The sequence below is a fragment of the Tepidibacter hydrothermalis genome, assembly GCF_029542625.1.
Classification (GTDB): Bacteria; Bacillota; Clostridia; order Peptostreptococcales; family Peptostreptococcaceae; genus Tepidibacter_A; species Tepidibacter_A hydrothermalis.
On the sequence record NZ_CP120733.1, the window covers coordinates 1,641,680 to 1,662,840 of the forward strand.

19 protein-coding genes are annotated in these 21,161 nt (G+C 29.2%); 13 read left to right on the plus strand and 6 right to left on the minus strand.

Annotated features, from left to right (window positions below):
• Nucleotides 1-88 precede the first annotated feature (88 nt).
• The 4 genes from P4S50_RS07310 to glgA all read left to right on the plus strand — a co-directional run bounded on the left by P4S50_RS07310 (nt 89) and on the right by glgA (nt 4,661).
• Nucleotides 89-577 carry a superoxide dismutase family protein gene (locus P4S50_RS07310; protein ID WP_277734084.1) on the plus strand — a complete coding sequence of 163 codons (489 nt, stop codon included), beginning with the start codon at nt 89-91 and terminating at the stop codon, nt 575-577.
• Between the two features lie 416 nt (nt 578-993).
• Nucleotides 994-2,118 carry a glucose-1-phosphate adenylyltransferase gene (locus tag P4S50_RS07315; protein WP_277734085.1) on the plus strand — a complete coding sequence of 375 codons (1,125 nt, stop codon included), beginning with the start codon at nt 994-996 and terminating at the stop codon, nt 2,116-2,118.
• Between the two features lie 111 nt (nt 2,119-2,229).
• Nucleotides 2,230-3,078 carry an aminoglycoside phosphotransferase family protein gene (locus P4S50_RS07320; protein WP_277734086.1) on the plus strand — a complete coding sequence of 283 codons (849 nt, stop codon included), beginning with the start codon at nt 2,230-2,232 and terminating at the stop codon, nt 3,076-3,078.
• A 146-nt stretch (nt 3,079-3,224) separates the two neighbouring features.
• Nucleotides 3,225-4,661: a glycogen synthase GlgA gene (glgA, locus tag P4S50_RS07325; RefSeq protein WP_277734087.1), complete on the plus strand. Its 1,437-nt coding sequence runs from the start codon at nt 3,225-3,227 to the stop codon at nt 4,659-4,661.
• Between the two features lie 186 nt (nt 4,662-4,847).
• Here the strand turns inward: glgA and P4S50_RS07330 are convergent, their stop codons facing one another.
• Together P4S50_RS07330 and P4S50_RS07335 are read right to left on the minus strand one after the other, a co-directional pair.
• Nucleotides 4,848-5,459, minus strand: coding sequence for a short chain dehydrogenase (locus tag P4S50_RS07330; RefSeq protein ID WP_277734089.1), 612 nt, complete (start codon nt 5,457-5,459; stop codon nt 4,848-4,850).
• 41 nt (nt 5,460-5,500) lie between these two features.
• A complete protein-coding gene (locus P4S50_RS07335; RefSeq protein ID WP_277734090.1) occupies nt 5,501-6,469 on the minus strand; it encodes a haloalkane dehalogenase in 969 nt (322 codons plus the stop codon).
• A 406-nt stretch (nt 6,470-6,875) separates the two neighbouring features.
• On the opposite strand from P4S50_RS07335, the gene P4S50_RS07340 reads away from it, so the two are divergent.
• The 4 genes from P4S50_RS07340 to P4S50_RS07355 all read left to right on the plus strand — a co-directional run bounded on the left by P4S50_RS07340 (nt 6,876) and on the right by P4S50_RS07355 (nt 10,709).
• Nucleotides 6,876-7,262 (plus strand): hypothetical protein, encoded by a 387-nt coding sequence (locus tag P4S50_RS07340; RefSeq protein ID WP_277734091.1) that lies wholly within the window; start codon nt 6,876-6,878, stop codon nt 7,260-7,262.
• Nucleotides 7,249-8,295 (plus strand): phosphodiester glycosidase family protein, encoded by a 1,047-nt coding sequence (locus tag P4S50_RS07345; RefSeq protein ID WP_277734093.1) that lies wholly within the window; start codon nt 7,249-7,251, stop codon nt 8,293-8,295. Before P4S50_RS07340 ends, P4S50_RS07345 begins: the two co-directional genes overlap by 14 nt.
• Nucleotides 8,296-8,839: 544 nt before the next feature.
• The gene (locus tag P4S50_RS07350) at nt 8,840-9,742 is read left to right on the plus strand and encodes a DsbA family oxidoreductase (RefSeq protein WP_277734094.1); all 903 of its coding nucleotides are present in this window, start codon (nt 8,840-8,842) and stop codon (nt 9,740-9,742) included.
• Nucleotides 9,743-10,118: 376 nt separating this feature from the next.
• Nucleotides 10,119-10,709, plus strand: coding sequence for a DUF4269 domain-containing protein (locus tag P4S50_RS07355; protein ID WP_277734096.1), 591 nt, complete (start codon nt 10,119-10,121; stop codon nt 10,707-10,709).
• 97 nt (nt 10,710-10,806) lie between these two features.
• Here the strand turns inward: P4S50_RS07355 and P4S50_RS07360 are convergent, their stop codons facing one another.
• Complete coding sequence (locus P4S50_RS07360) at nt 10,807-11,601, minus strand: nucleotidyltransferase domain-containing protein (protein ID WP_277734097.1); 795 nt, start codon at nt 11,599-11,601, stop codon at nt 10,807-10,809.
• 784 nt (nt 11,602-12,385) lie between these two features.
• On the opposite strand from P4S50_RS07360, the gene P4S50_RS07365 reads away from it, so the two are divergent.
• Complete coding sequence (locus tag P4S50_RS07365) at nt 12,386-12,757, plus strand: hypothetical protein (protein ID WP_277734098.1); 372 nt, start codon at nt 12,386-12,388, stop codon at nt 12,755-12,757.
• A 295-nt stretch (nt 12,758-13,052) separates the two neighbouring features.
• Here the strand turns inward: P4S50_RS07365 and P4S50_RS07370 are convergent, their stop codons facing one another.
• Complete coding sequence (locus P4S50_RS07370) at nt 13,053-13,736, minus strand: hypothetical protein (protein WP_277734100.1); 684 nt, start codon at nt 13,734-13,736, stop codon at nt 13,053-13,055.
• Between the two features lie 769 nt (nt 13,737-14,505).
• Between P4S50_RS07370 and P4S50_RS07375 the strand changes: the two genes are divergently transcribed.
• Nucleotides 14,506-15,114, plus strand: coding sequence for an exonuclease domain-containing protein (locus tag P4S50_RS07375; RefSeq protein ID WP_277734101.1), 609 nt, complete (start codon nt 14,506-14,508; stop codon nt 15,112-15,114).
• Nucleotides 15,115-15,434: 320 nt separating this feature from the next.
• Here the strand turns inward: P4S50_RS07375 and P4S50_RS07380 are convergent, their stop codons facing one another.
• Nucleotides 15,435-15,935: a peptide deformylase gene (locus P4S50_RS07380; protein ID WP_277734102.1), complete on the minus strand. Its 501-nt coding sequence runs from the start codon at nt 15,933-15,935 to the stop codon at nt 15,435-15,437.
• A 500-nt stretch (nt 15,936-16,435) separates the two neighbouring features.
• Here P4S50_RS07380 and pdxR point away from each other — a divergent pair, with 500 nt between their 5' ends.
• The 3 genes from pdxR (at nt 16,436) to P4S50_RS07395 (ending at nt 19,202) form a co-directional block, all read left to right on the plus strand.
• Complete coding sequence (pdxR, locus tag P4S50_RS07385; RefSeq protein WP_277734104.1) at nt 16,436-17,872, plus strand: MocR-like pyridoxine biosynthesis transcription factor PdxR; 1,437 nt, start codon at nt 16,436-16,438, stop codon at nt 17,870-17,872.
• A 270-nt stretch (nt 17,873-18,142) separates the two neighbouring features.
• On the plus strand, nt 18,143-18,583 hold the full coding sequence (locus P4S50_RS07390; RefSeq protein ID WP_277734106.1) for an Lrp/AsnC family transcriptional regulator: 441 nt from the start codon (nt 18,143-18,145) through the stop codon (nt 18,581-18,583).
• Between the two features lie 10 nt (nt 18,584-18,593).
• A complete protein-coding gene (locus P4S50_RS07395) occupies nt 18,594-19,202 on the plus strand; it encodes a LysE family translocator (protein WP_277734107.1) in 609 nt (202 codons plus the stop codon).
• Nucleotides 19,203-19,558: 356 nt separating this feature from the next.
• On the opposite strand, the gene P4S50_RS07400 is transcribed toward P4S50_RS07395, so the two are convergent.
• Nucleotides 19,559-20,959 (minus strand): MATE family efflux transporter, encoded by a 1,401-nt coding sequence (locus P4S50_RS07400; RefSeq protein WP_277734108.1) that lies wholly within the window; start codon nt 20,957-20,959, stop codon nt 19,559-19,561.
• Between the last annotated feature and the right edge of the window lie 202 nt (nt 20,960-21,161).

Genomic DNA, 21,161 nt, shown 5'->3' on the forward strand with positions numbered 1-21,161 from the left:
AGGAGATTAATGTAATCGTTGCTGGGAACAATATATATTTAGTATCATAGTATGGATTATATAATTTAATAAATGTGGAGATGAGTCAATGAAAAGCAAATACCAGTGTATAGCTATAGCTAATATAAGAGGAGGACCAATTAGCCCCAAAATTAAAGGTGTAGTATTTATAAAAGATGTACCTGGGGGTGCTTGGGTATATGTGAATATGCAGGGATTGCCGTCATACCAACCTACAAAGGAAGATATAGCTCCTATAGGACCTTTTGGATTTCATATACATGAGTTTGGAAATTGTAACATAGGAGAAAGTGATAATCCTTTTAAAGATGCTGGTGGTCATTGGAATCCAACTGATCAACCTCATGGGAATCATGCAGGCGATTTTCCAGTTCTATTTTCCAATAATGGAAGAGCTATAATGGCGTTTTTTACTAATAAATTCAAGGTTAGAGACGTAATAGGAAAATCTATTATAATACATGAAAATCTCGATGATTATACAACACAACCTTCAGGTAATGCAGGAAGAAGAATGGCTTGCGGAATAATAAAACCATACTATAATTGTATATAAGTAAAAATAGAGATGAGTACTAAATTAGACTTTTAAATATACTATCTCAAAATAAAAAATATATTATAGGGCTGAGATGCCCTTTTTTTGTACGGAAATAAAAAAGGCAAACTCAAAAGAATCTATCTTTTCTTTTGAATAATCTAAGGAGTCAGTCTTCTGTTTATTGTACATATATTATTCCCTAATAAACTACATGAAAACCTTAATCTTATTGATTTAACAAAATACAAAGTTGGGTTGTTATCAAACTATTATTAGTTTGGAGAGAAATTTCAGGAGCTAAATACGGCAAATGTAAGTGCCGTTTTGTGATAGTAAAGAAAATAGGGTTAACTATTCTATTTTATAGTTGTTCGATTTTGAACACTTTAGGAATGAGTGAATAGGATGAAGTGAGAAGGGGGAACAAGGTTATGATAAAGTCAAAAAAAGAAATAGTTGCAATGCTATTGGCAGGAGGTCGTGGATCACGATTAAGAGAATTGACTATAAATATGGCAAAGCCTGCAATTCATTTTGGAGGAAAATATAGACTTATTGATTTTACCTTGAGTAATTGCTGCAATTCAGGAATTAATACTGTTGGGGTACTGACACAATATAACCCTTTGGAATTAAATTACTATATAGGAATTGGAAGCGATTGGCATATTCATAGGCCAAATGGTACTGTAACCATTTTACCACCTTATGCAGGATTAAAAGGAGGTAGATGGTATAAAGGAACTGCAAATGCAATATATGAAAATATTGATTTTGTAGATAGATATGAACCTGAATATGTTTTGATATTATCTGGCGATCATATATATAAAATGGATTATTACTCATTGCTTGAATATCATAAAAAGAAAGGATCATTAGTTACTATTGCTGCTACTAGAGTTGCATGGGATCAAACAAACAGATTTGGAATAATGAATATAGATAATAATAATAAAATTTATGAATTTGAAGAAAAGGCAAAAAATGCTACAAGTAATTTGGCTTCTATGGGAGTGTATATTTTTAATTGGAAGTTACTAAAAAAATATTTAATTGAAGATGATAAGAACCCTAATTCTAGTAATGATTTTGGAAATGATATTATCCCTAAAATGTTAGAGGATAGATTAGATATATTTGCTTATGAATTTAAGGAGTATTGGAGAGATGTAGGAACTGTGGAAAGTTTATGGAAAGCAAATATGGATTTACTAAAAGAAAATAGTAAGTTGAATTTATATGATAATAATTGGAATATATACTCAAAACTTTACAATCATCCCCCTCACTATGTGGGAGAAACTGGTAAAGTTAACTCCTCTATTTTAAGTGAAGGATGTATTATTCATGGAGAAGTGCAAAATTCAGTTTTATCTCCACGAGTATATATTGGTAAACATTCTAAAGTTATAGACTCAGTAATTATGCCAAATGTTATTATTAAAGATAATGTAATTTTAGAAAGGGTTATTGTAATGGAACATGTTGTAGTAAAATCAGGAACTATAATAAAAAATAGAAATGACAAAATCTTTATAGTAAAAGATACTTAGAAAAATGTTATATGAAAATATGTAAAGTGCTCAATTATATAAAATAGCTTATGTATTTTTAGTTAATATATGATGGTATAAAATGAATATGTGTATTATAAGGGGGAGAAAATGAGTACAAAAATGGGTAGGAAAATTAATGAAGGTAGTTCTGCCGAGGTTTTTGAGTGGGAAAATGATGAAAAAATAATTAAGTTAGCAAAGAATAAAAAAAGACATCAATCAATGCTAACAGAGTATTTAAACAGTCAAGTTGCTTGGGATAATGGAGTATCTGTACCCCAACCTTTCGGATTAGTAGATGTTGATGGGCGTCCAGGAATTATATTTGAACGTATATATGGGGAAACCTTGATGGAACGTTTTGTAAATCAAAAAGGATTCAATTACGAAGATGTCGCACGAATAACAGCTAAAATTCTAAGTGAAACACATGGGAAGAAAATTCCGAATATTCGGTCTCAAAGAGAGGCTATTATATATTCTATAAATGGAGCAAATTATCTAACAAACTCAGAGAAGAAATTAGTCGTTGATATCTTAAATAACATACCGATAAAAGAACAATTATGTCACGGAGACCCTAACCTGAATAATATATTAATTAGAGACAATAAAGCTTTATTAATTGACTGGAGACATGCTTCTATAGGTAATCCAGAAACTGATTTAGCAGAATATATTCTTATGACTAGATATGCAATAGTACCAATGGTTAGACAGGCGATATTACCAAGACATATTCCTAGTGAAATTGAATACTATATTAACTCAATTAAAGAGGAAATAATTAAAGTGTTCATAGATGAATATACTAAACTGTCAGATATAACTTCTGAGGATATAGATTCTTGGATTATACCTATGGCAGCTCGCAGGCTATCTGTCGGTATAATACCTAAATCTGAAAAGGAACAACTTGTTGGTGAAATTAGAAGAAGACTCAAAATATATAAATAGTAAATGAATAATTTGATTAAGATCCGTACTATCTTACTAATAATTAAATTAAATACTAGATTAATTATATATAGTATTTGCATAAAAATGTGCTAAATTCACTAACTGTAGAGTATGCTAAACAGTTATATAAAGGAGTTGATAAAATGCTAAAAGTATTATATGTGGCATCTGAAGCTGTTCCTTTTGTAAAGGTAGGAGGACTTGCGGACGTAGCGTTTTCGTTACCAAAGTCACTAAGAAATCTTGGAATTGATATAAGAGTTATAATTCCAAAATATAAGGAGATTTTGGAGAAATTTAAAAGTAATATGAAGTGTATTACTGAATTTACTATTCCAGTAGGATTGAAAAAACAAGATTGTAGGATTGAATATTTAGAATATGAGGGTGTTCCATTTTATTTTATTGATCAACAATATTATTTTGAAAGAGAAGGAATATATGGATTTGATGATGATGATGAAAGATTTTCTTATCTTTGCAAAGCCGTACTGGGAGCAATTGAAAATATGGATTTTAAACCAAATATTATTCATTGTAATGATTGGCATAGTGGGATGATTTGTCCTTTATTAAAGGAATATCAAAAGAATAACCCTAGGTTTTCCAATATTAAAACTGTGTTTACTATACACAATTTAAAGTACCAAGGGATTTATTCTAAAAAAATACTAGAATCCTTATTAAACTTGGGAATGAAGTATTATGATGATGATGCGCTTAAACATTACAAAGGAGTAAGTTTTATGAAGGCAGGAATCAATTATGCTGATTTAGTTACAACCGTTAGCAAGACCTACTCTGAAGAAATACAAAGATCATCATATGGAGAAGGTTTAGATGATGCTATAAGAAAGAGAAAGAATGACTTATATGGGATTATAAATGGAGTAGATTATAACATTTATGACCCTAGCAAAGATGATGATATTTTTGTTAAATATAATGTGAATTGTTTACAAAATAAGATGGAAAACAAAGTTAATCTGCAAAAACTATTAAATCTGCCTGTAAATAAAAAAGCCCCCTTAATTGCTATAGTTTCTAGGTTAACATATACAAAAGGAATAGAATTATTGATTCCTATACTTGAGAATCTATTATCTAAAGATATACAGATGGTGATTTTAGGAATGGGTGATCCTAAAATTGAATCTAAAATAAAGGATTTTGCTTATAAATATCCTGAAAAATTATCAGCTAATATTTTATTTAATGAGGTCTTAGCGCATAAAATATATGCTGCTTCTGATATATTCTTGATGCCTTCTTTAAGGGAACCTTGTGGATTATCTCAGTTAATTGCTCTTAAATATGGAAGCATTCCTATAGTAAGAAAAACTGGAGGATTGAAGGATACGATTAATTCATATAATAAATCTACCGGAGAGGGTAACGGCTTTAGATTTACTGATTGTAATGGGGATAACATACTTAATATAATTGATAGGGCATTGAAGTGTTATAAAGATAAACGCACCTGGAAAAAAATAACAATAAATGCCATGAAAGCAAATTATAGTTGGGAAAATTCTACTAAAGAATATAAAAAATTATATGAAAGTTTAGTTATGAGTTAAGGGATTTTTCTCTAAACCCTTAACTCTAATTTGTTAACCTTATTTGTGTTTTATAGTATGCAAAAAATGGACAAGTTGTGGTTGTACAATTAATGGACTATTTATGAATATACAATGTATAAAAGTCCTAATCTGAACTCCACAATTGGGTTCAGTCTAGGACTTTTTTTATCTTCTTTACAGAAATTATCTTCTATTTAAATACTCATTTACGTCAGCAATAATACCTGATACATCAGAATCCATTACCATTTTATAAACATTTGCAGTATCTGCTGCTGGAACTGCATTTGGAACATCAAATCCCATCATTTCAACTGTTTCTTTGATAAAGAATGGGCTTACAGCGTTTACTTTTACACCATTGAACGCTTCAACGTTAATTGCACGAATGTAGCCTTCAAGACCAACATTTGCCATTGTAATTGAAGAGGCGCCTGGCATATAAGTGTGACTTGCAGTACCTGTAGTAACAATAATAAAACCATTCTCTTTAACAGAATGTATACCATATCTTATTAGATCAATTTGACCTCTTAATTTACTATTAATAGCAAGATCAAGGTCTTTATCACTTTGAATTTGGAATGGAGCCATTTTACCATCACCAGCTGTTGAAATAATACCATCAACTGGACCAATATCTTCAAACATTTTTTTTATAGAATCTCTATTTTCTATATCTACTTGATAATCACCTCTTGATCGACCAACTGCAATAACCTCATGTTCTTTTCTTAATAATGAAACTAGTGCACTTCCAAGTGTTCCTGTTCCGCCAACTACTAGAATTTTCATATAATATCATCCTTTTCTTTTATAATTTTTTATTTTTATAATTAAAACTTTGTATGCTTAAGCCAATTCAATATTCTGCTTACAAGTTCTGAAGATTGATCTTCTTGTAAGAAGTGGGAGGCATTTGTCATTGTAATATGAGGTTGCCCTTTTGCACCAGGAAAGTTTTGTTGAAATAATTTGTCATATCCTTGATCTGCAAGGAATGGATCTTTATCACTAAACAATGTTAGCACAGGATTTTTCCATTGTTTTAATTTTTGCCAATCCTCATAAGCTTTATCTAAATCTGAAACAACAATTTCAGGCATTTTACGTGGTCCCGCATAATAATCAGGTGTCGGGAATGGTGCGTCATATGCTTCCATTTCATCTTTTGAAAGGCTTTTAGTTGTTAATAACTGCATGATTTTACCAATTTCAAGTTTCTTAGATCGACTGAAGTAGGCGGCCCAGTTAGCATAATTCATTTTCTTTTCAAGACTTTGAATCGTTGGGTTCAAACTTGTTGAGCGAATGATTTTTAACATCTTTGGCAACATCCATCTTTCGAAGCCTTTTGATTCAGCAAGTGCTGTGTTAGCAACTACTAATCTGTCTAACCATTCTGGGTTGTTTGCTAAAACACGAAGACCAATCATGCCACCCCAGTCTTGCATAAAGGCCGCTGCATGCTTAATGCCTAGTTTTTCTATAAAAGTAGACATCCATTTTACATGGGCGCTGTACGAGTGGTCACTAGAATGAGTTGGCTTATCCGATTTACCAAAGCCGATTAAATCTGGAGCGATAACACGGTAGCCTTCATTTACTAATTGAGGAATCATATGTCTGTACAAATAACTCCAGGAAGGTTGCCCATGGAATAAGAAGATGACTTTGTTATTTTTATCTCCTTCATCTACATAGTGCATATTAACGCCGCCTACATCTATATAGTTTGATTTGAATGGATAGTCTTTTAAATTTGAAAAACGATGACTAGGTGTTTTTAATATTTTTTGAGTCATTGTATTGCTCCTTTCATCTAAAAAATAGATTGTTGATTTGATAACCTTAGTATAGTATTCAAAATAGAAAATGAATAGTACTATAATTAATCTGATATACTACGAAAAAAAGTAGTAATATTGATATTATTAGGTTCTATAGATTAAAAAAGTTTTAACTTTTTTTTGGGTTACTTTAATTGTTTGTTAATCGATTACTGATTCATGTGATAGTGTTAGAAGATTTTATCTCTTGGATTTCAAAACTAGTTTGTAATTTCAACATGCTTTTTTGTACAGCATTCATACTAAAAATATAAGAAATCAATAGTCTGGAAAAATATACTTTCTAATAATATATAAAAATATCGTAAACAAATGCCGAAATATATATACAAGTGTAAAAAGATGTAGAAGAGGTGATGTTATGAGTGAAAACAAAATGTCGAACTGCAAGAGAAAGAAAACTAGAAATGTATTAATAAATATATTGATTTTTATGATTAGTGTAGGAGCTTGGGGTGGTATTGTTTACTATGGTTATGGCTATGCTAAAAATTATATCGATACTTCAATAAATAATGTTAGACAAGAGAATGCAATGAATATTCAAGGGTTAAGTGATCAAGTCAAGTTACTTAGTAATGAAATAAAAGAATTGAGTAATAGTTTAGATGATACGGATTCGACTATTTCAAATACTACAGATATTCAAAATAAAATAGACAATAGATTAGAAGAGTTAGATGATAGGCTAAAAGAACTACAGAAAAGTTTAGACATTTTAAAGGAGGCTCCGAATGCTGAAAATTAATATGTTCCTATTTTATTTAGTAGCTCCATTTTTAGCCCTTTTCCTTATAAGTTCAAACTTTGTAGATGATAGTAAACCGCTTAATATAGAGGTACAATCTCTTAATAGTGAAATTGCTACATTGCATGAAGAGACGAATAATTTAGCAAAAAAAATCTCTGAAATTGGAATGGTTATAGAAAAGCATGAGGAGGTTTTTAATAATCAAAACCAGAAATTGACTAATTTATCAGAACTTAGTGCTTCTCAAAAAGAATTATCGAATGATATGTATGAACAAAAAATTCTAGAAATGCTGGGACCTGCTGTAGAAGCTCACATTAGTGAGCGTACTGAAATAAAGATTTTCAAGTTAAATGAGTTAGGTTATCGTGGATATATAGCTAAAGTAAAGCTGTTTGATCCAAAAGCCTTTAAGGTTGGTCTTGCAAAAAATACTCTAGGTGAACTTGAAACTACTTCAAGTGCAGCTAAAAGAGAAAATGCAATACTTGCTATCAATGGTGGAGGGTTTTATACTGAAACACGAAATACTAAAAAATATGCTCAATTAATTGGAAATACCGTCATTGATGGGAAATTAGTGGAGCCATTTAATGGATATCCAGGTGATCTATTTTTTGCTGGAATCAATAAAAAAGGAGAAGTAGTTGGTAATGTTCCACAATCTGAGTCAGATATTTCAAAACTAAACCCTTCTCAAGGCGTTAGTTTTATGCCGGTATTATTAAAAAATGGTAAGAAAGTTGATGTTCCTAAAAAGTGGAAAAAAACAAGACACCCAAGAACTATTATTGGAAAATATGCAAATGATGATTTGATTATGATTGTAGTTGATGGACGACAAGGAAAATGGAGCTATGGAGTGAGTCTTGAGAGATTACAAGACAAATTATTAGAACTAGGAGTAAAAGAAGCGTACAATTTAGATGGAGGCGGCTCAACTGCTATGTACTATAATGGTAAAATTTTAAATAGACCTTCTGATGGGAGACAAAGACCTGTTGCAAATAACATTTTAATATTCCCGTAATTAGAAACCCTTCTATAATTATAGAGGGGTTTTATCAACTATTAAATAAATATCAAAAAATTATGAAAAAATATATTTATTAACTCAAAATAATTTTTCATGTGTTAATACTTATCCATTAGTGTAAAAAACTTTGTGATTAATAGAAAAAATAAACTCTCTTCTGGCAATAATTTAATAGATATTCTAAAAAGATTATTATCATAATATTCAAAAAAACAAAAGTATAATAATATGATTTAAGAATTGTTAATGTAAAAATATGTGATTTGATTTTGTTTGACAGGTATTTTTGTATTACCCAATAATTAAAAACAACTTGACAGTATTACTAATTAGTGATATATTTTGATTATAAAAAAGAGAGTAAGTCTGATATCCATTGCAGAAAAGGAGAAAGAGTATATTGATGACATTTTTTCTAAGTATATTTTTAATTTATAGGAAAGTTTGGATAAATTTTAATTACACTCATATATCACTAATTAGTAATATAAATACTAAGTTATATTTATAATTTTTTAAACAGAAAGAAGGTATGGAAATGAATATAAAAAAAGTTGAAATTATTGAATTTACAGATCCGGTATGTACATGGTGCTGGGGAAGTGAACCGCTACTACGTAAATTGGAAACTAGGTATGGAGATCAAGTAGAAATTAAGTACATCATGGGAGGTCTTGTAAGAGATATACGAGATTTTTATGATAGCTATAATGATATTGGTGGAGATCCGGAGCGTTCTAACAGTCAAATCGCAAAACACTGGCTTGAAGCATCAGAACGACATGGAATGCCTGTAAAAAGTGAAGGTTTTACCTTATTTACGGATGAATATCCGTCAAGCTACCCTCAGAATATTGCATATAAAGCAGCACAGATGGAAAATCAGCAGTTAGCAGATAAATTTTTGAGAAGAATAAGAGAAGCTTCTGCATCCGAAGCTAGACAGACTAATAAAAAGGAAGTTCTTGTTGAATTAGCATCAGAAGTTGGTCTTGATATTGCAAAATTCCTTGAGAGATTATCAGATGGTTCAGCAGAGGCAGCATTTAAAGAGGATCTTAAGACCACATATAAGTATGGTGTTCGTGGATTTCCAACATTTTTAATTAAATATGGTAAAAAAGAAATGTTAATGCGTAGTTATCAGAGCTATGAATCCTTTAAATCGATTATTGATACAATAAGTTCAGGAGAAGTAAAAGACGAAATACCTAATAATACAGAGAAAGACATATTAGATTTTATAGAGAAATATGAACGAGTAGCACCGATTGAAATAATGTTAAGTTTCGATATGAATGAAAGTGAAACAAATACACTAATCAAAAAATTAGAAGAGAATAATCAGTGTAGAACAGTTCAAGCAGGTAATGGTTATTATATTGAAGTGATTGTTAGGCCAATGTCATGTGATCAAGCAACTGGAGTTTGCAGGGTATAGTGAGATGATAAACATGAATAAAAGTAGTAAATATTTATAGTTAAGAGTATGTAAGAATCAAAGTTATATGATTATAATTAAAAAAACATATTGTATTAATAGTATACCTAATATGCAGACATATATAGAAAAATCGCATTGAACTAAACCCCGATAAATAGACATAATAAATAGTCTATTTATCGGGGTTTATTTTTTTGTTTTAGCATATAGCTGTTATTATATCAATAGATTCATTTTTTTATATCATTTATTAAATTCTAATGTAAGAAAATTATAAAAAAATGCTATAGTAATCTTTATAAAGTTTACTATAATATTTGTATAGGCAAAATAAATATTAATAAAAATAAATTAAGAAAGAGAGCATTAAATAATGATTAAAATTAATAAAGATTTTAAAGATATAGAATACTTAAAAGAAGGGAATACAAGAAAACAAAGAAGTTATGAAATCCTTAAAAAAATAAATATATTTAATCTACTTAGTAAATATAATCCTATTTTAGTTGGAACAATACCAATAGATATTGATATAGAAAATAGTGATTTAGATATTGTTTGTAAAGTAGAGGATTTTAGAAAATTTGAAGAATTATTAATAAAAGAATTTAGCAAATATAAAGAGTTTAAAGTCACATATAAAGCTTCTAGTAGGGTGATTATATGTAATTTTAAAGTAGAAAATATGGAAATTGAGATATATGGATCTAAATTAGATACAGATAAAACTAATTCATACAGGCATATGATAATAGAATATAGACTATTAAATTTACTTGGTGATGATTTTAAAGCTAAAATAATAGATTTAAAAAAACAAGGATTAAAAACAGAACCAGCTTTTTCACAGATTTTAAAACTAAAAGGTAATCCATACGAAGAACTTTTATTATTTGAACAATATGATGATGAGAAATTACTAGAAAAAATGGACAAGTCAAAAGTAACTTTTTCTTTTGATTAACACAAAGTATTTATTTGAGAGTTTATATAAAAACACACTCATTCTATCTCTGATAGAATGAGTGCTTGAAACATTATACATCTAAAACTCATATTAACTATTCATTTATGTTTTTTATTGTATTTAAGTAATTTAAGGAAGATTTTTCTGCTTCTGTACGTTTTATAAAGTCTTCTGTTAAAAAGTGTTCTCTTAACTCTAAATACATTTGTATTATTAATTTCAATGATTTTATACAGCTTTCAATACTATATGTAGGTATAGTTTCTTTTAATAAATCTATGCTTTCTGGAGCATCAATCTCTATCTTTCTAACACCTCTTGGCAACTTTCCATTTTTCATAAGCAATAATGGACCTATTACCATTTGTCTTAATGATGATATAAATTCAATAGTTTCAAAAATTTCCCCTCTTGCAATTTTAGTCGATCCATAGTGAACCCAAACCCAAAATCTATCTTCTATCCATTGTAAACTAGGTATAGGAAACTTAGCTTCTTCTGATTTTAAAACCTCAGATATACAGTTATTTCTTTGCCATAAAATAATAGGTTCTTCAACTCTTTTTGCTATGTCATCTAGTGCTACAAATTTAAAATCAACATGTAATAACTCAGGTCCATATAAACATATAAGAAGTCTTGGTTCACCAACATGTTCACCAGTAAAAGCTGATAGTAGAATCCCTAGTTTTTCTACAATCTTAATTCTTTCATTCATTACATCGTTATAATGGGCAGTGTCTACTGCTATAACTAGGTCAATATCTGAATACTCATCCATTTCATTTGTAATGTAGGAACCTCCAACAGCAACTCCTAAAATTCTTAAATCTTCTTTGAGTATATCGATTGAAGTATCTATAAAATTTTTATGATTTTTTGGTATCATAGCAACCAACTCCTTTTTCAATAGCCATAATAAAATATACTAGGGCATTAGTACATAGTACCATATTTTAAAATGAACTGCAATATTTGTAGAGTTGAATGAGATTCAATAAAACATTTATAAAGTTTCTTTAATTAGTCTTTGAATACTGTATTAGAGAGTTATTAGATTTTAATCCAAAAATATTCTTGACTATAACAAAAAAAAGTTTTAAAATATTAAATGAGAGTAATAATTATTATTAATTAACCCTGTGCTCTCGAATTCTGAAATTTTCTCTAGAGAGACTACATCTCTTTTTTCCTTTTTTAACCTTTAGGGTAGCTTAAAGCTACTCTATTTTTATTTTTAAAATAATGTAGTTAGTTTAGAGAACATGATATACCGTATATGTTTAAGATAATCTTGTAGAAAAATTTATATGTAGAGTTGTAGTATCAATTTATAAGTTGTGTATGGTCTTAAAAGGTAACTTTAAACTTAATTATATTAACCCTGAGGTTATGAAAAATTTTAATTTAACAAGATTAGATAGGGTATTTGAAATTAAGAAATAAATGGCGTGTTTAAGTCACTTTTTTTACCTATATAAAGTTTTATATCAAGAATAACCTATGTTTGTTGAATTACGATATGTTTTTGCCATGGATTTTATTTGCAATATAATATGGAAAGTAGATTTGAGAATATAAGGAATTCTAGCTACTGAAGCTTTGTATTATATGCTAGAATAGCTTTATCTAATTTAGAATGTAGTGTGTGTTTAAACAGAAAGGTAGATAACATGAAAAATAAGATAAATATTCATATATATGGCTCTTTAGATTGGGTTTCTGGTGGAAGTTCTTCTAGTTGTGGAGGATGTCCTTTAGGCAAAGGGGGAGGAGGTGGTTGTTGTGGAGCCAAGGCTTCAAAGTCTATGGTTGAAGTATACGAAGATTTCATAAAGTTTATAGAAAAAAGCGATGTAAATGAATCTATAAACTATGAATTTTATGATATAAGTAAAATTAATGTGCTAGATCATGAGAATATTATATATGTATATGAAGAAGGATACGAACTTCCTTATTGCGTTATAGATGGTATGGTAAGATATTATGGTGGAGTGTCTAAGGAACTGATCTATAGAGATGTAAAAGAGTTATTAGATTAATTATATAAGGAAATAGGCTGCCTGGGTTTTGAACCTTTAGGCAGCCTATTCTACTTCCTTCCTTCTTCATAGTTTTTAAAACATCCCATATTCTATATCTTTATCAAAATCTAAGCAAATAAATACCCATATAATAATTATTTGGGAAAAATATAATGGGGAATATTTGAACAACCTATAAATGGGAAATAGATAAAAATCCCTATTTGTTAAGATATATATTTTCATGAATAGGTTTTTTTTATTATAAATATATATGGTAGGAATCATAATGATAAAGAAGCACAGTTATCAGTTAAAACATAATTGGCATTTTTGTATTTAAAATATTTATAAAGAGTTTATTTAACAGCGGTTCTTTAAGTACATTACTACACATGAACTCTAGGTCATTAAGACTCATTTCAATTTCTTCTTCTATAACTTCTTCAAATTCACAATTGATAGAATTTTTTATGAAATCAAAGATAGTATCAGGATTATCAAACACTCTAATAAATAGCTTTTTGCATGGGCCTTCATCCCACATCAAGTTAAAATCCTCTGTGAATTTTTGTAATTTTTCAAATGTTATTTGTTCATCATATTTCCACAAGCTATTTAAAAAATCATGTGCTCGTTCCATTCTTGTAATTAAGTTATTATTAGGATTCTTAGATGTTTTTTTAACATTATCAGCAACTACATTGAAAGTAGAAACAGGTGTAAAAAAACCTTTTGAATCACGAGAAAACCATGTATAAAAAGAAGCAGGTAAAAAAACATGCATAATAAAACCTAAAAGCGTATAGATATCTGGGTAAGAGGCCCATCCACATTTCATAATATCTTTTTCATAATCTAGTATTCCTGTATAGACAATCACTGATTTTGAGGTTATAGAATTACCATCAAAACTTCCTAGCCATAATGGATAATCCTTCATGATTTTATTTTGCCAAAATAAATAGTCTTCGTGTTTTTTTTTATTTCTATTCAATGTAAAAACCTCCTTATTATATAATTAAACATATCATATAACAAGGTAATTGTAAATAATTATCATTATCAACAAGGGGGTGTTATCTATGTTTTTAATTTATTTATAAAATCACAGAAAAATTCACTTAAACCAATGTTGAAATGTATAGAAATATAACAATGAAATTGCTTGGAACTGTGGTGGAAAAATCAAAGGAACATGGGTATATGCATCATAAAATGCGATTACTTCCAATTATTGATTAAAAAATAATAAACCATTTAAAATAAACAAATGATTCATGGAGAGTAGATGAAACATATATTAGAGTTAAGACAACAGGAAAGGACAGGTTGAAGAAATTCAATGTGCACTTTTTGAAATCGAATTCATAAATAAAATTATCAGAGTTAAGGCATAAGGAAATAATAAATTTGATGTGTATTTTTTATAATTGATAATGTTACGCTTAAACTACTAGAATACTCAAGAAGAAACAATTTAACTAAAAACCACGAATTTCACCTCAAAAAACGAATATACTAATAAAAAATAAAAGGAAAGAGGTAATTAAATCAGCATTACGAATTCACATATAGAATGGATGAGAAAAATTCAAATAAAATAGATTGTCGCTTAGACTTCACAGAAGTGGTGTAACTAAACATGTTTAAGATTCCTCAAGTCTATAGCATCTTAAGGTAATCTGATGTAGGCTTCATTGAGTTTTAAACACCTTGGATTACAAGCTTAAATGGGGTAATATAAGTCAAGGAGATGTCAGATTATGAATAAGGGATATGCATTAGATTTAGAGATGTGGTGTACTAAAGATGATAGGGATGATCCAGATATTGTTAGTGTAGGTTTAGTAGACTTAGAAGGGGAAAGTGAATACTACACCCTAGTGAGACCATTCAAGAAGAAGAAGGAAGTTCCGACCTTTATGAAAGAACTATTAAACCTACCTGAAGAGGAGCTGTGGAATGCACCTATGTTCCCTAAAATATATTCTGAGTTAATTGGTGAAGGTGCACTTATAGGAGATCTGTATACATGGGGTAATTATGATGATAAAGCGTTGCGTCACTGTTGTAGAAAACATGGGACACCTTATATGTTTGAAGTTAAGGACTTCCAACAGCATATTGCCAAATTAACCAATATACGCAGGAACCTAGCATTATCTGATTTACTTGAATTATTCTCCCTAAAAGAAGAAGGCACTAAACACAATGCTTTAGATGATGCTAAAAGTTTAAAAAAATTTATACTCTACTTCAATGCTAATGAGAAAGATTGCATATATGCAATACGTAAGAAGTGCTATGAAACAGAACTAGAACAACTTCAAGAAAGATATAACGATGTGGTAGATAATGTTAAACGAAGATGAAATAAATCATAGAAGACCCATCTCTAAATGGATTACATGAAAGGCAAGAAAATATAAATCTATTCCATCTAGACTGTAGAACACATGATACTTATTAAATATGCTTTAGAGGAAATACTAAGTTTATCTTAATGGAGTAATGAACATAAGAAACGTTACTTAGATTAGATAGAATAATTAATATATATTTAATATTTATAAAGGACACACCTATAATACATAGTGTGTCCTTTTATACAAGTTATTTCTTTTTTGTATTTCTATTTTAAATATATCCAATAGCATATGTAACTATCTCTAACTAGTGAGTTTATTGTAATTTAATAGCCACTCTTGTTCTTGTTGATACGGAATGATTTTAAATCCTGTGCACGCTGCACAGCTAAAATTCCGTCTAAATGATCATACTCGTGCTGAAATAGTTCTGATAAATCACCTTTAAGATACATTTCACAATCTTCCCAGTTTAAATTTTTATAAGTTACTTTGCACTCTTTATATCTTTTCACGTAGACTTCAAGACCAGGAAAACTCATGCAATCATCCCATAGTTGAAAGGTATCATCTTTGATAAATTCAAGGACTGGATTAATGAAATGATGAGTTTCATCTCCTAAATGCATGTATATTATTCTGACAGATTCCCCAATTTGTGGTGCGGCAATAGCTCTACCAAATCCATATGTATCTTTAAAATCAACAATCGTGTCATGTAAATCATTAATTACTTGCTTGGCTTTATCTAAATTTGATTTCTGTATCTCCTCAGAAACTCTGTAAAGTATTTCGTTACCTAATAATAGAATTTGTTTTGCTGGCATAATGTAACCTCCCTTTTTGAAATAAATTATTATAAATAGATCCTAACTCACCAGATATTATCTTTTTATAATCTCTATTTGGATGAGATAGATGTCGTATACTTTGTGTAGCTACATATAATATAGTGTTTAGCATAATCTCTTAATATGGGCCAAGTATTAGTAATTGGCTCTCTGCATGCCAATCCTGCCATGATGTTTTTAGTTGTACTGTAACTGCATGAGGTTTTCCATCAGTTGCAGTAATAAAAGTAATATTATTGAAATGTTTTTTTTCATCATTCAGAAGTGTATTAATATCGAATTCTTCATTCTTATCATATACTACTTTGTTTAACTATTTTGCAATTGCATAAACACTATTAAGTGCATTAAAGCCTTTAAGGTTCAAGATACGCTGTGGACTGAATTGATAATTATCAGTTGATTTGATATAATTATACGACAAAATCATCCCTGTAAAAAGGGGTGATTATTGAATAATTTATGGGGTTGATTTTGTGGAAATTCATATTACACTAAAAAGAAATATAAGTGTTGCACTATATATTCAAATATATGAAGCATATCGAAGTGCAATACTTAGTGGTAATTTAAAGCCGAATACAAAACTTGCATCAATAATGCAATTAAAACAGTCACTTTGTGTTAGTCGGAATACAATTGAGATGGCTTACTTACAACTTTTATCAGAAGGATTTATTTATAGTAAAAGTGGTAGCGGTTATTTTGTATCTGATTTGGATAATTATGAGTCGTTAGATTATCCTAATAATCAATCTAGCTTAGAAGAAATTAGTATACATCCAATAGAAAGTTTGCATTTGAGCAGAGCACATGCAAAGTACGATTTTAAGCCAGGGTCAGTTGAGCATAATCAATTTCCATTTAAAAAATGGAATAGAGTTGCGCAAAATATAATGAACTCAGAGAATCAAGAAATTTTAACATATTCAGATCCACGTGGAGAATTATTGCTTCGCATTGAGATATCTAAATACCTTAAGAACTCACGAGGAGTTAATTGCCATCCTGATCAAATTATTGTAGGTGCAGGGACTCAAACTCTTATCAGTTTATTTTGTTTCATACTAGGTAAAAAGAAGCCTTTAAAAGTAGCTATAGAAGATCCTGGATTCACAGCTGTTAGAAAAGCATTTGAATGGAATGGATGTGATATCATGCCAATCAGGTTAAATAACAATACACTAGATATCTCAATGCTTAAAAGTAAATTGGATTATCCTTGTGCTGTATATATAACACCTTCAAATCAACATCCTATGGGTGGCCTCCTAAACGTTTCTGAGAGATTGAATTTATTAAACTGGGTTAAGAACAAAGATACTTATATTATTGAAGATGATTATGACAGTGAATTTAGATATAATATTCATCCTGTTCCAACAATATTTAGTCTTGATCAATTTGATAAAGTTATATACTTAGGTACATTTTCTAAAACATTGTTTCCGGCTATGCACGTTGGTTATATTGTTTTACCAAACAATCTCGCAGAAGCGTTTGTGGAAATAGGGTGTTACTATAATCAAACTGCATCAAAAATCCATCAGCTCACTATAGCTGAATTTATGAAAAGGGGATATTTTGAACAACACATAAGAAAAATGAGAACTTTATATGCAAAAAAACACAACAAAATTGTTGATGCAATAAAAAACGTTTTTGGCAGTCATGCTCATATCATTGGAGATCATGCTGGTGTGAATTTAGCTCTTCGAGTTAATTTACCTTATTCTGAAAGTGAGCTTATACAAAAAGCAAAAGAAGTTGGTGTTATTGTTTACCCAATTTCATTTTATCGCTCAAATCAAAAAAGTAAAAATGAACATAATGATGTATTCCTTGGATATGGTCACATGCAGATTGAAGAAATTGAACAGGCCATTACAATCCTAGGAGAAGCATGGTTATAAAGAAGTTTTGTGTGTTTTACTATTCAAATGTAAGTTTGATTATCTGAAAAGTACATGTACAATTAAAAAAGTTTAAACTTAGATACGTATGAAAGTACAAACAAGCTTTAAAAATTTAAGTATATGAAAATAAAAAAATAAAATTATTAAAATGTTTAGTTAAATATACTAGCTCGCCTAAATATTTATTGAGTTATCTAAAGAATATTTACAAATTTAAAGAACAACTATAGTATAGAGTTAAATATATTATGTGAGGAGTGTTAAAGTATGGATATAATTGACTCAAATATCTTGAAGGCTATGAAGAAAAATGGAAGAGCAACAGCATCTGAAATTAGTAAAAAAGTGAACCTATCCATACCTGCTGTATCAGAAAGAATAAGGAAATTAGAAGATGGAAATATAATTGAACAGTATACTGTTCGGTTAAACCGCGAAAAAATGGGATATAAACTATTAGTTACTATATTTGTAGATATTGATCAAACCAGTAATATTAAGGGGTTTAGAGAAACAATTATTAAATATTCGGAAGTAATTGAATGTTATCATATAGTAGGTGAATATGATTACATGTTAAAAGTTTTGTTAAAAGATAGCTCAGAATTGGAAGATTTTATTGGGAACAAACTTAAGTCTATCAAAGGTGTAAAGCGATCAAATACTATCCTTATGTTATCAACATTAAAAGAAGAGATTAACAGATAGGAGGTTTTTTATGATTTTAAAAGGTTTTCGCTTTGGAATGATACTACAAATTGCAGTAGGTCCTGTCTGTTTGTTTATTTTTCACACTGCAGTTACATCTGGTTTTTTTACAGCGTTGATCGGTGTCTTAGGAATAGCAATAATTGATGCTATATATATACTAGCAGCAATCTTTGGGATAGGTATTATAATTTGCAAACATGAAAAAATGAAAGATATAATTAAATACTTTGGAGCATCAGTACTTATTATGTTTGGTATAAGTACTATATTAGAATTTTTTGGATTTTATTTGATTCCAAACTTGAATTTTTTATCAAAGCAAAGCATGGAAAGTGTTTTTTTGAAAACTATTGTATTAACACTTTCTAATCCGTTGACAATATTATTTTGGGTAGGGGTTTTTTCAACAAAAGTTTCTGAAGAAAATATGAATCAAAAGGATATGTATTACTTTGGCCTTGGTGCAGTTATATCAACTATGACTTTTTTAACAATTATTTCAATTATGGGTAGTTTTATAAATAACTTTTTAGATTCTATCATTATTAACGCATTAAATTTTATAGTTGGATTAGTATTGATTGCTTTTGGAATAAAAACGGCAGTTAAAAGTTAATTAAATATAAATTTTAAAAAGTCTTAAGAATTCTTAAGTTTTTTAGGTAGGTCATCTTACTAAAGTTGTATATTTATAGATCAATAAGAGAATATACTTTACTTAAGGCAATTATAAGAGTTAATAGAATTCAGAGTGATAAATTCTTTGGTCGCATGAAAGACAATATAAATTATAAGGAATGCAATGCTTTTTGTGAATCGAAATAAGCTATAGACCATTACATGGATTATTATAACCACTATCCTTGTCAGTGGAATTAAAAAAGCTGACTCCTATAAAAATCAGCTTTTAGATGCATAACTCTCTTTATTATAAAATTAAATTTTCACAGAGAGGTGGGAGTGTCACAGTACTCAATTTATCTTGAAATGTGTTTTTATCTTATCGATTCCAACCTCGGGTCTTTTCATTAAAAGCATGACAAATAATGTTACTAATATTAGTCCTTTAAATACACTACTCATAGTTATACTCCACCAAACCCCTTTAATTCCTAAAATCGTAAAGGTAGATAAAAAATATGAAGCTGGAACTCTTGCTCCAGTAAATATTATACTTACCCATGAAGGTATTTTGGTTTTTCCTAATCCATTGAATGCACCTGCTGTTGTTATTTCTATACACATAAATAGTTGAGATAAACCTAATATTCTCAGATAAATAGTTCCCATTTTTAAAGGTTCTTCTCCTGATATAAATAGCTTAAAGATTGGTTCAGCTTGAAATACTAAGAGGCATGTTACACCAATACCAAATACAGCTACAATTGAAAGAGCTGAAAAATATCCCTTATATATTCTGTCCCATTTTTGAGCTCCGTAGTTTTGTCCTACAAAGGCACTGAGGGCTGTTTGAAACCCTCCTGCAGTCATCCATGATAGTGATTCAATCATAGAACCTACCTTTTGTACACCAATTCCGACAGGGTCTATATTTGAAATTATTCTTGCTATTAACATACTATAGAAAGTAAAAAGTCCGCTTTGAATAGCAACAGGTGTACCTATTTTTAGTATATCATTTATATATGGAACTTCAATTTTTAAAAATATATTAAATCCATTAAATAAGGCTTTCCCATTTTTACTTATCTTAATTGCTATTATAAATATAATAGTAACTAGAGTCTGTGAAATAATTGTTGCTAGTGCCGCTCCTTTTATGCCCATTTCACTAAAAGGTCCTATACCGTTTATCATCAATGGGTCTAAAATTAAATTAAGAAATAATCCTATAAAATTTATTATTAAAGGAGTTACGCTATCTCCTGAACCGTTAAATATTGCTGTAAATACTGGATTAATAAAATAGAAAATCAATCCAAATCCTATTATTGAAAGATACTCGACAGACATAGTATTTATAACTTGATTTTCTATATTAAAAAATCCTATTAGGTTTTCCTTAAATATTAATATTACCCCTGTGTAAAATACGCCAAGTACTAAAATTATTTCAATTGCAGTTTTTATATATTTTTTAGTATCCTCAGACTTATTTTCTCCTATAGATTGAGCAACTTTAACTTCTACACCAGTTTTAGCAAGCATAATAAATGCCATTGCAAACCATGAAAAAAATCCTGCGGTTCCAGCAGCTGAAACTGCTTGTCCAGAGGAATCATAATTACCTAGCCAGAACATATCCATCATATTATAAGCCATTTGCAAAAAAGATGTTAACATGATTGGTACTGCAAGTTTAAATAAACTCCCAACGATACTTCCTTGAGTGAGATCAACTCTATTTTTCATAAATCATCTTCCCTTCATTTAATGCTGAATAATAACTATTAAAAACAAATATTTATAGTTAATGTATTTAATTTTATAATTCTAGATTTTTGATAATTTAATTTTCTAAGAATCAAAATAATTATACATGCATTTATAAGTAGTAACAATAGTATTTTTATTGATTATTTGAATTTACATACAAGTGATATGTAGATAAATA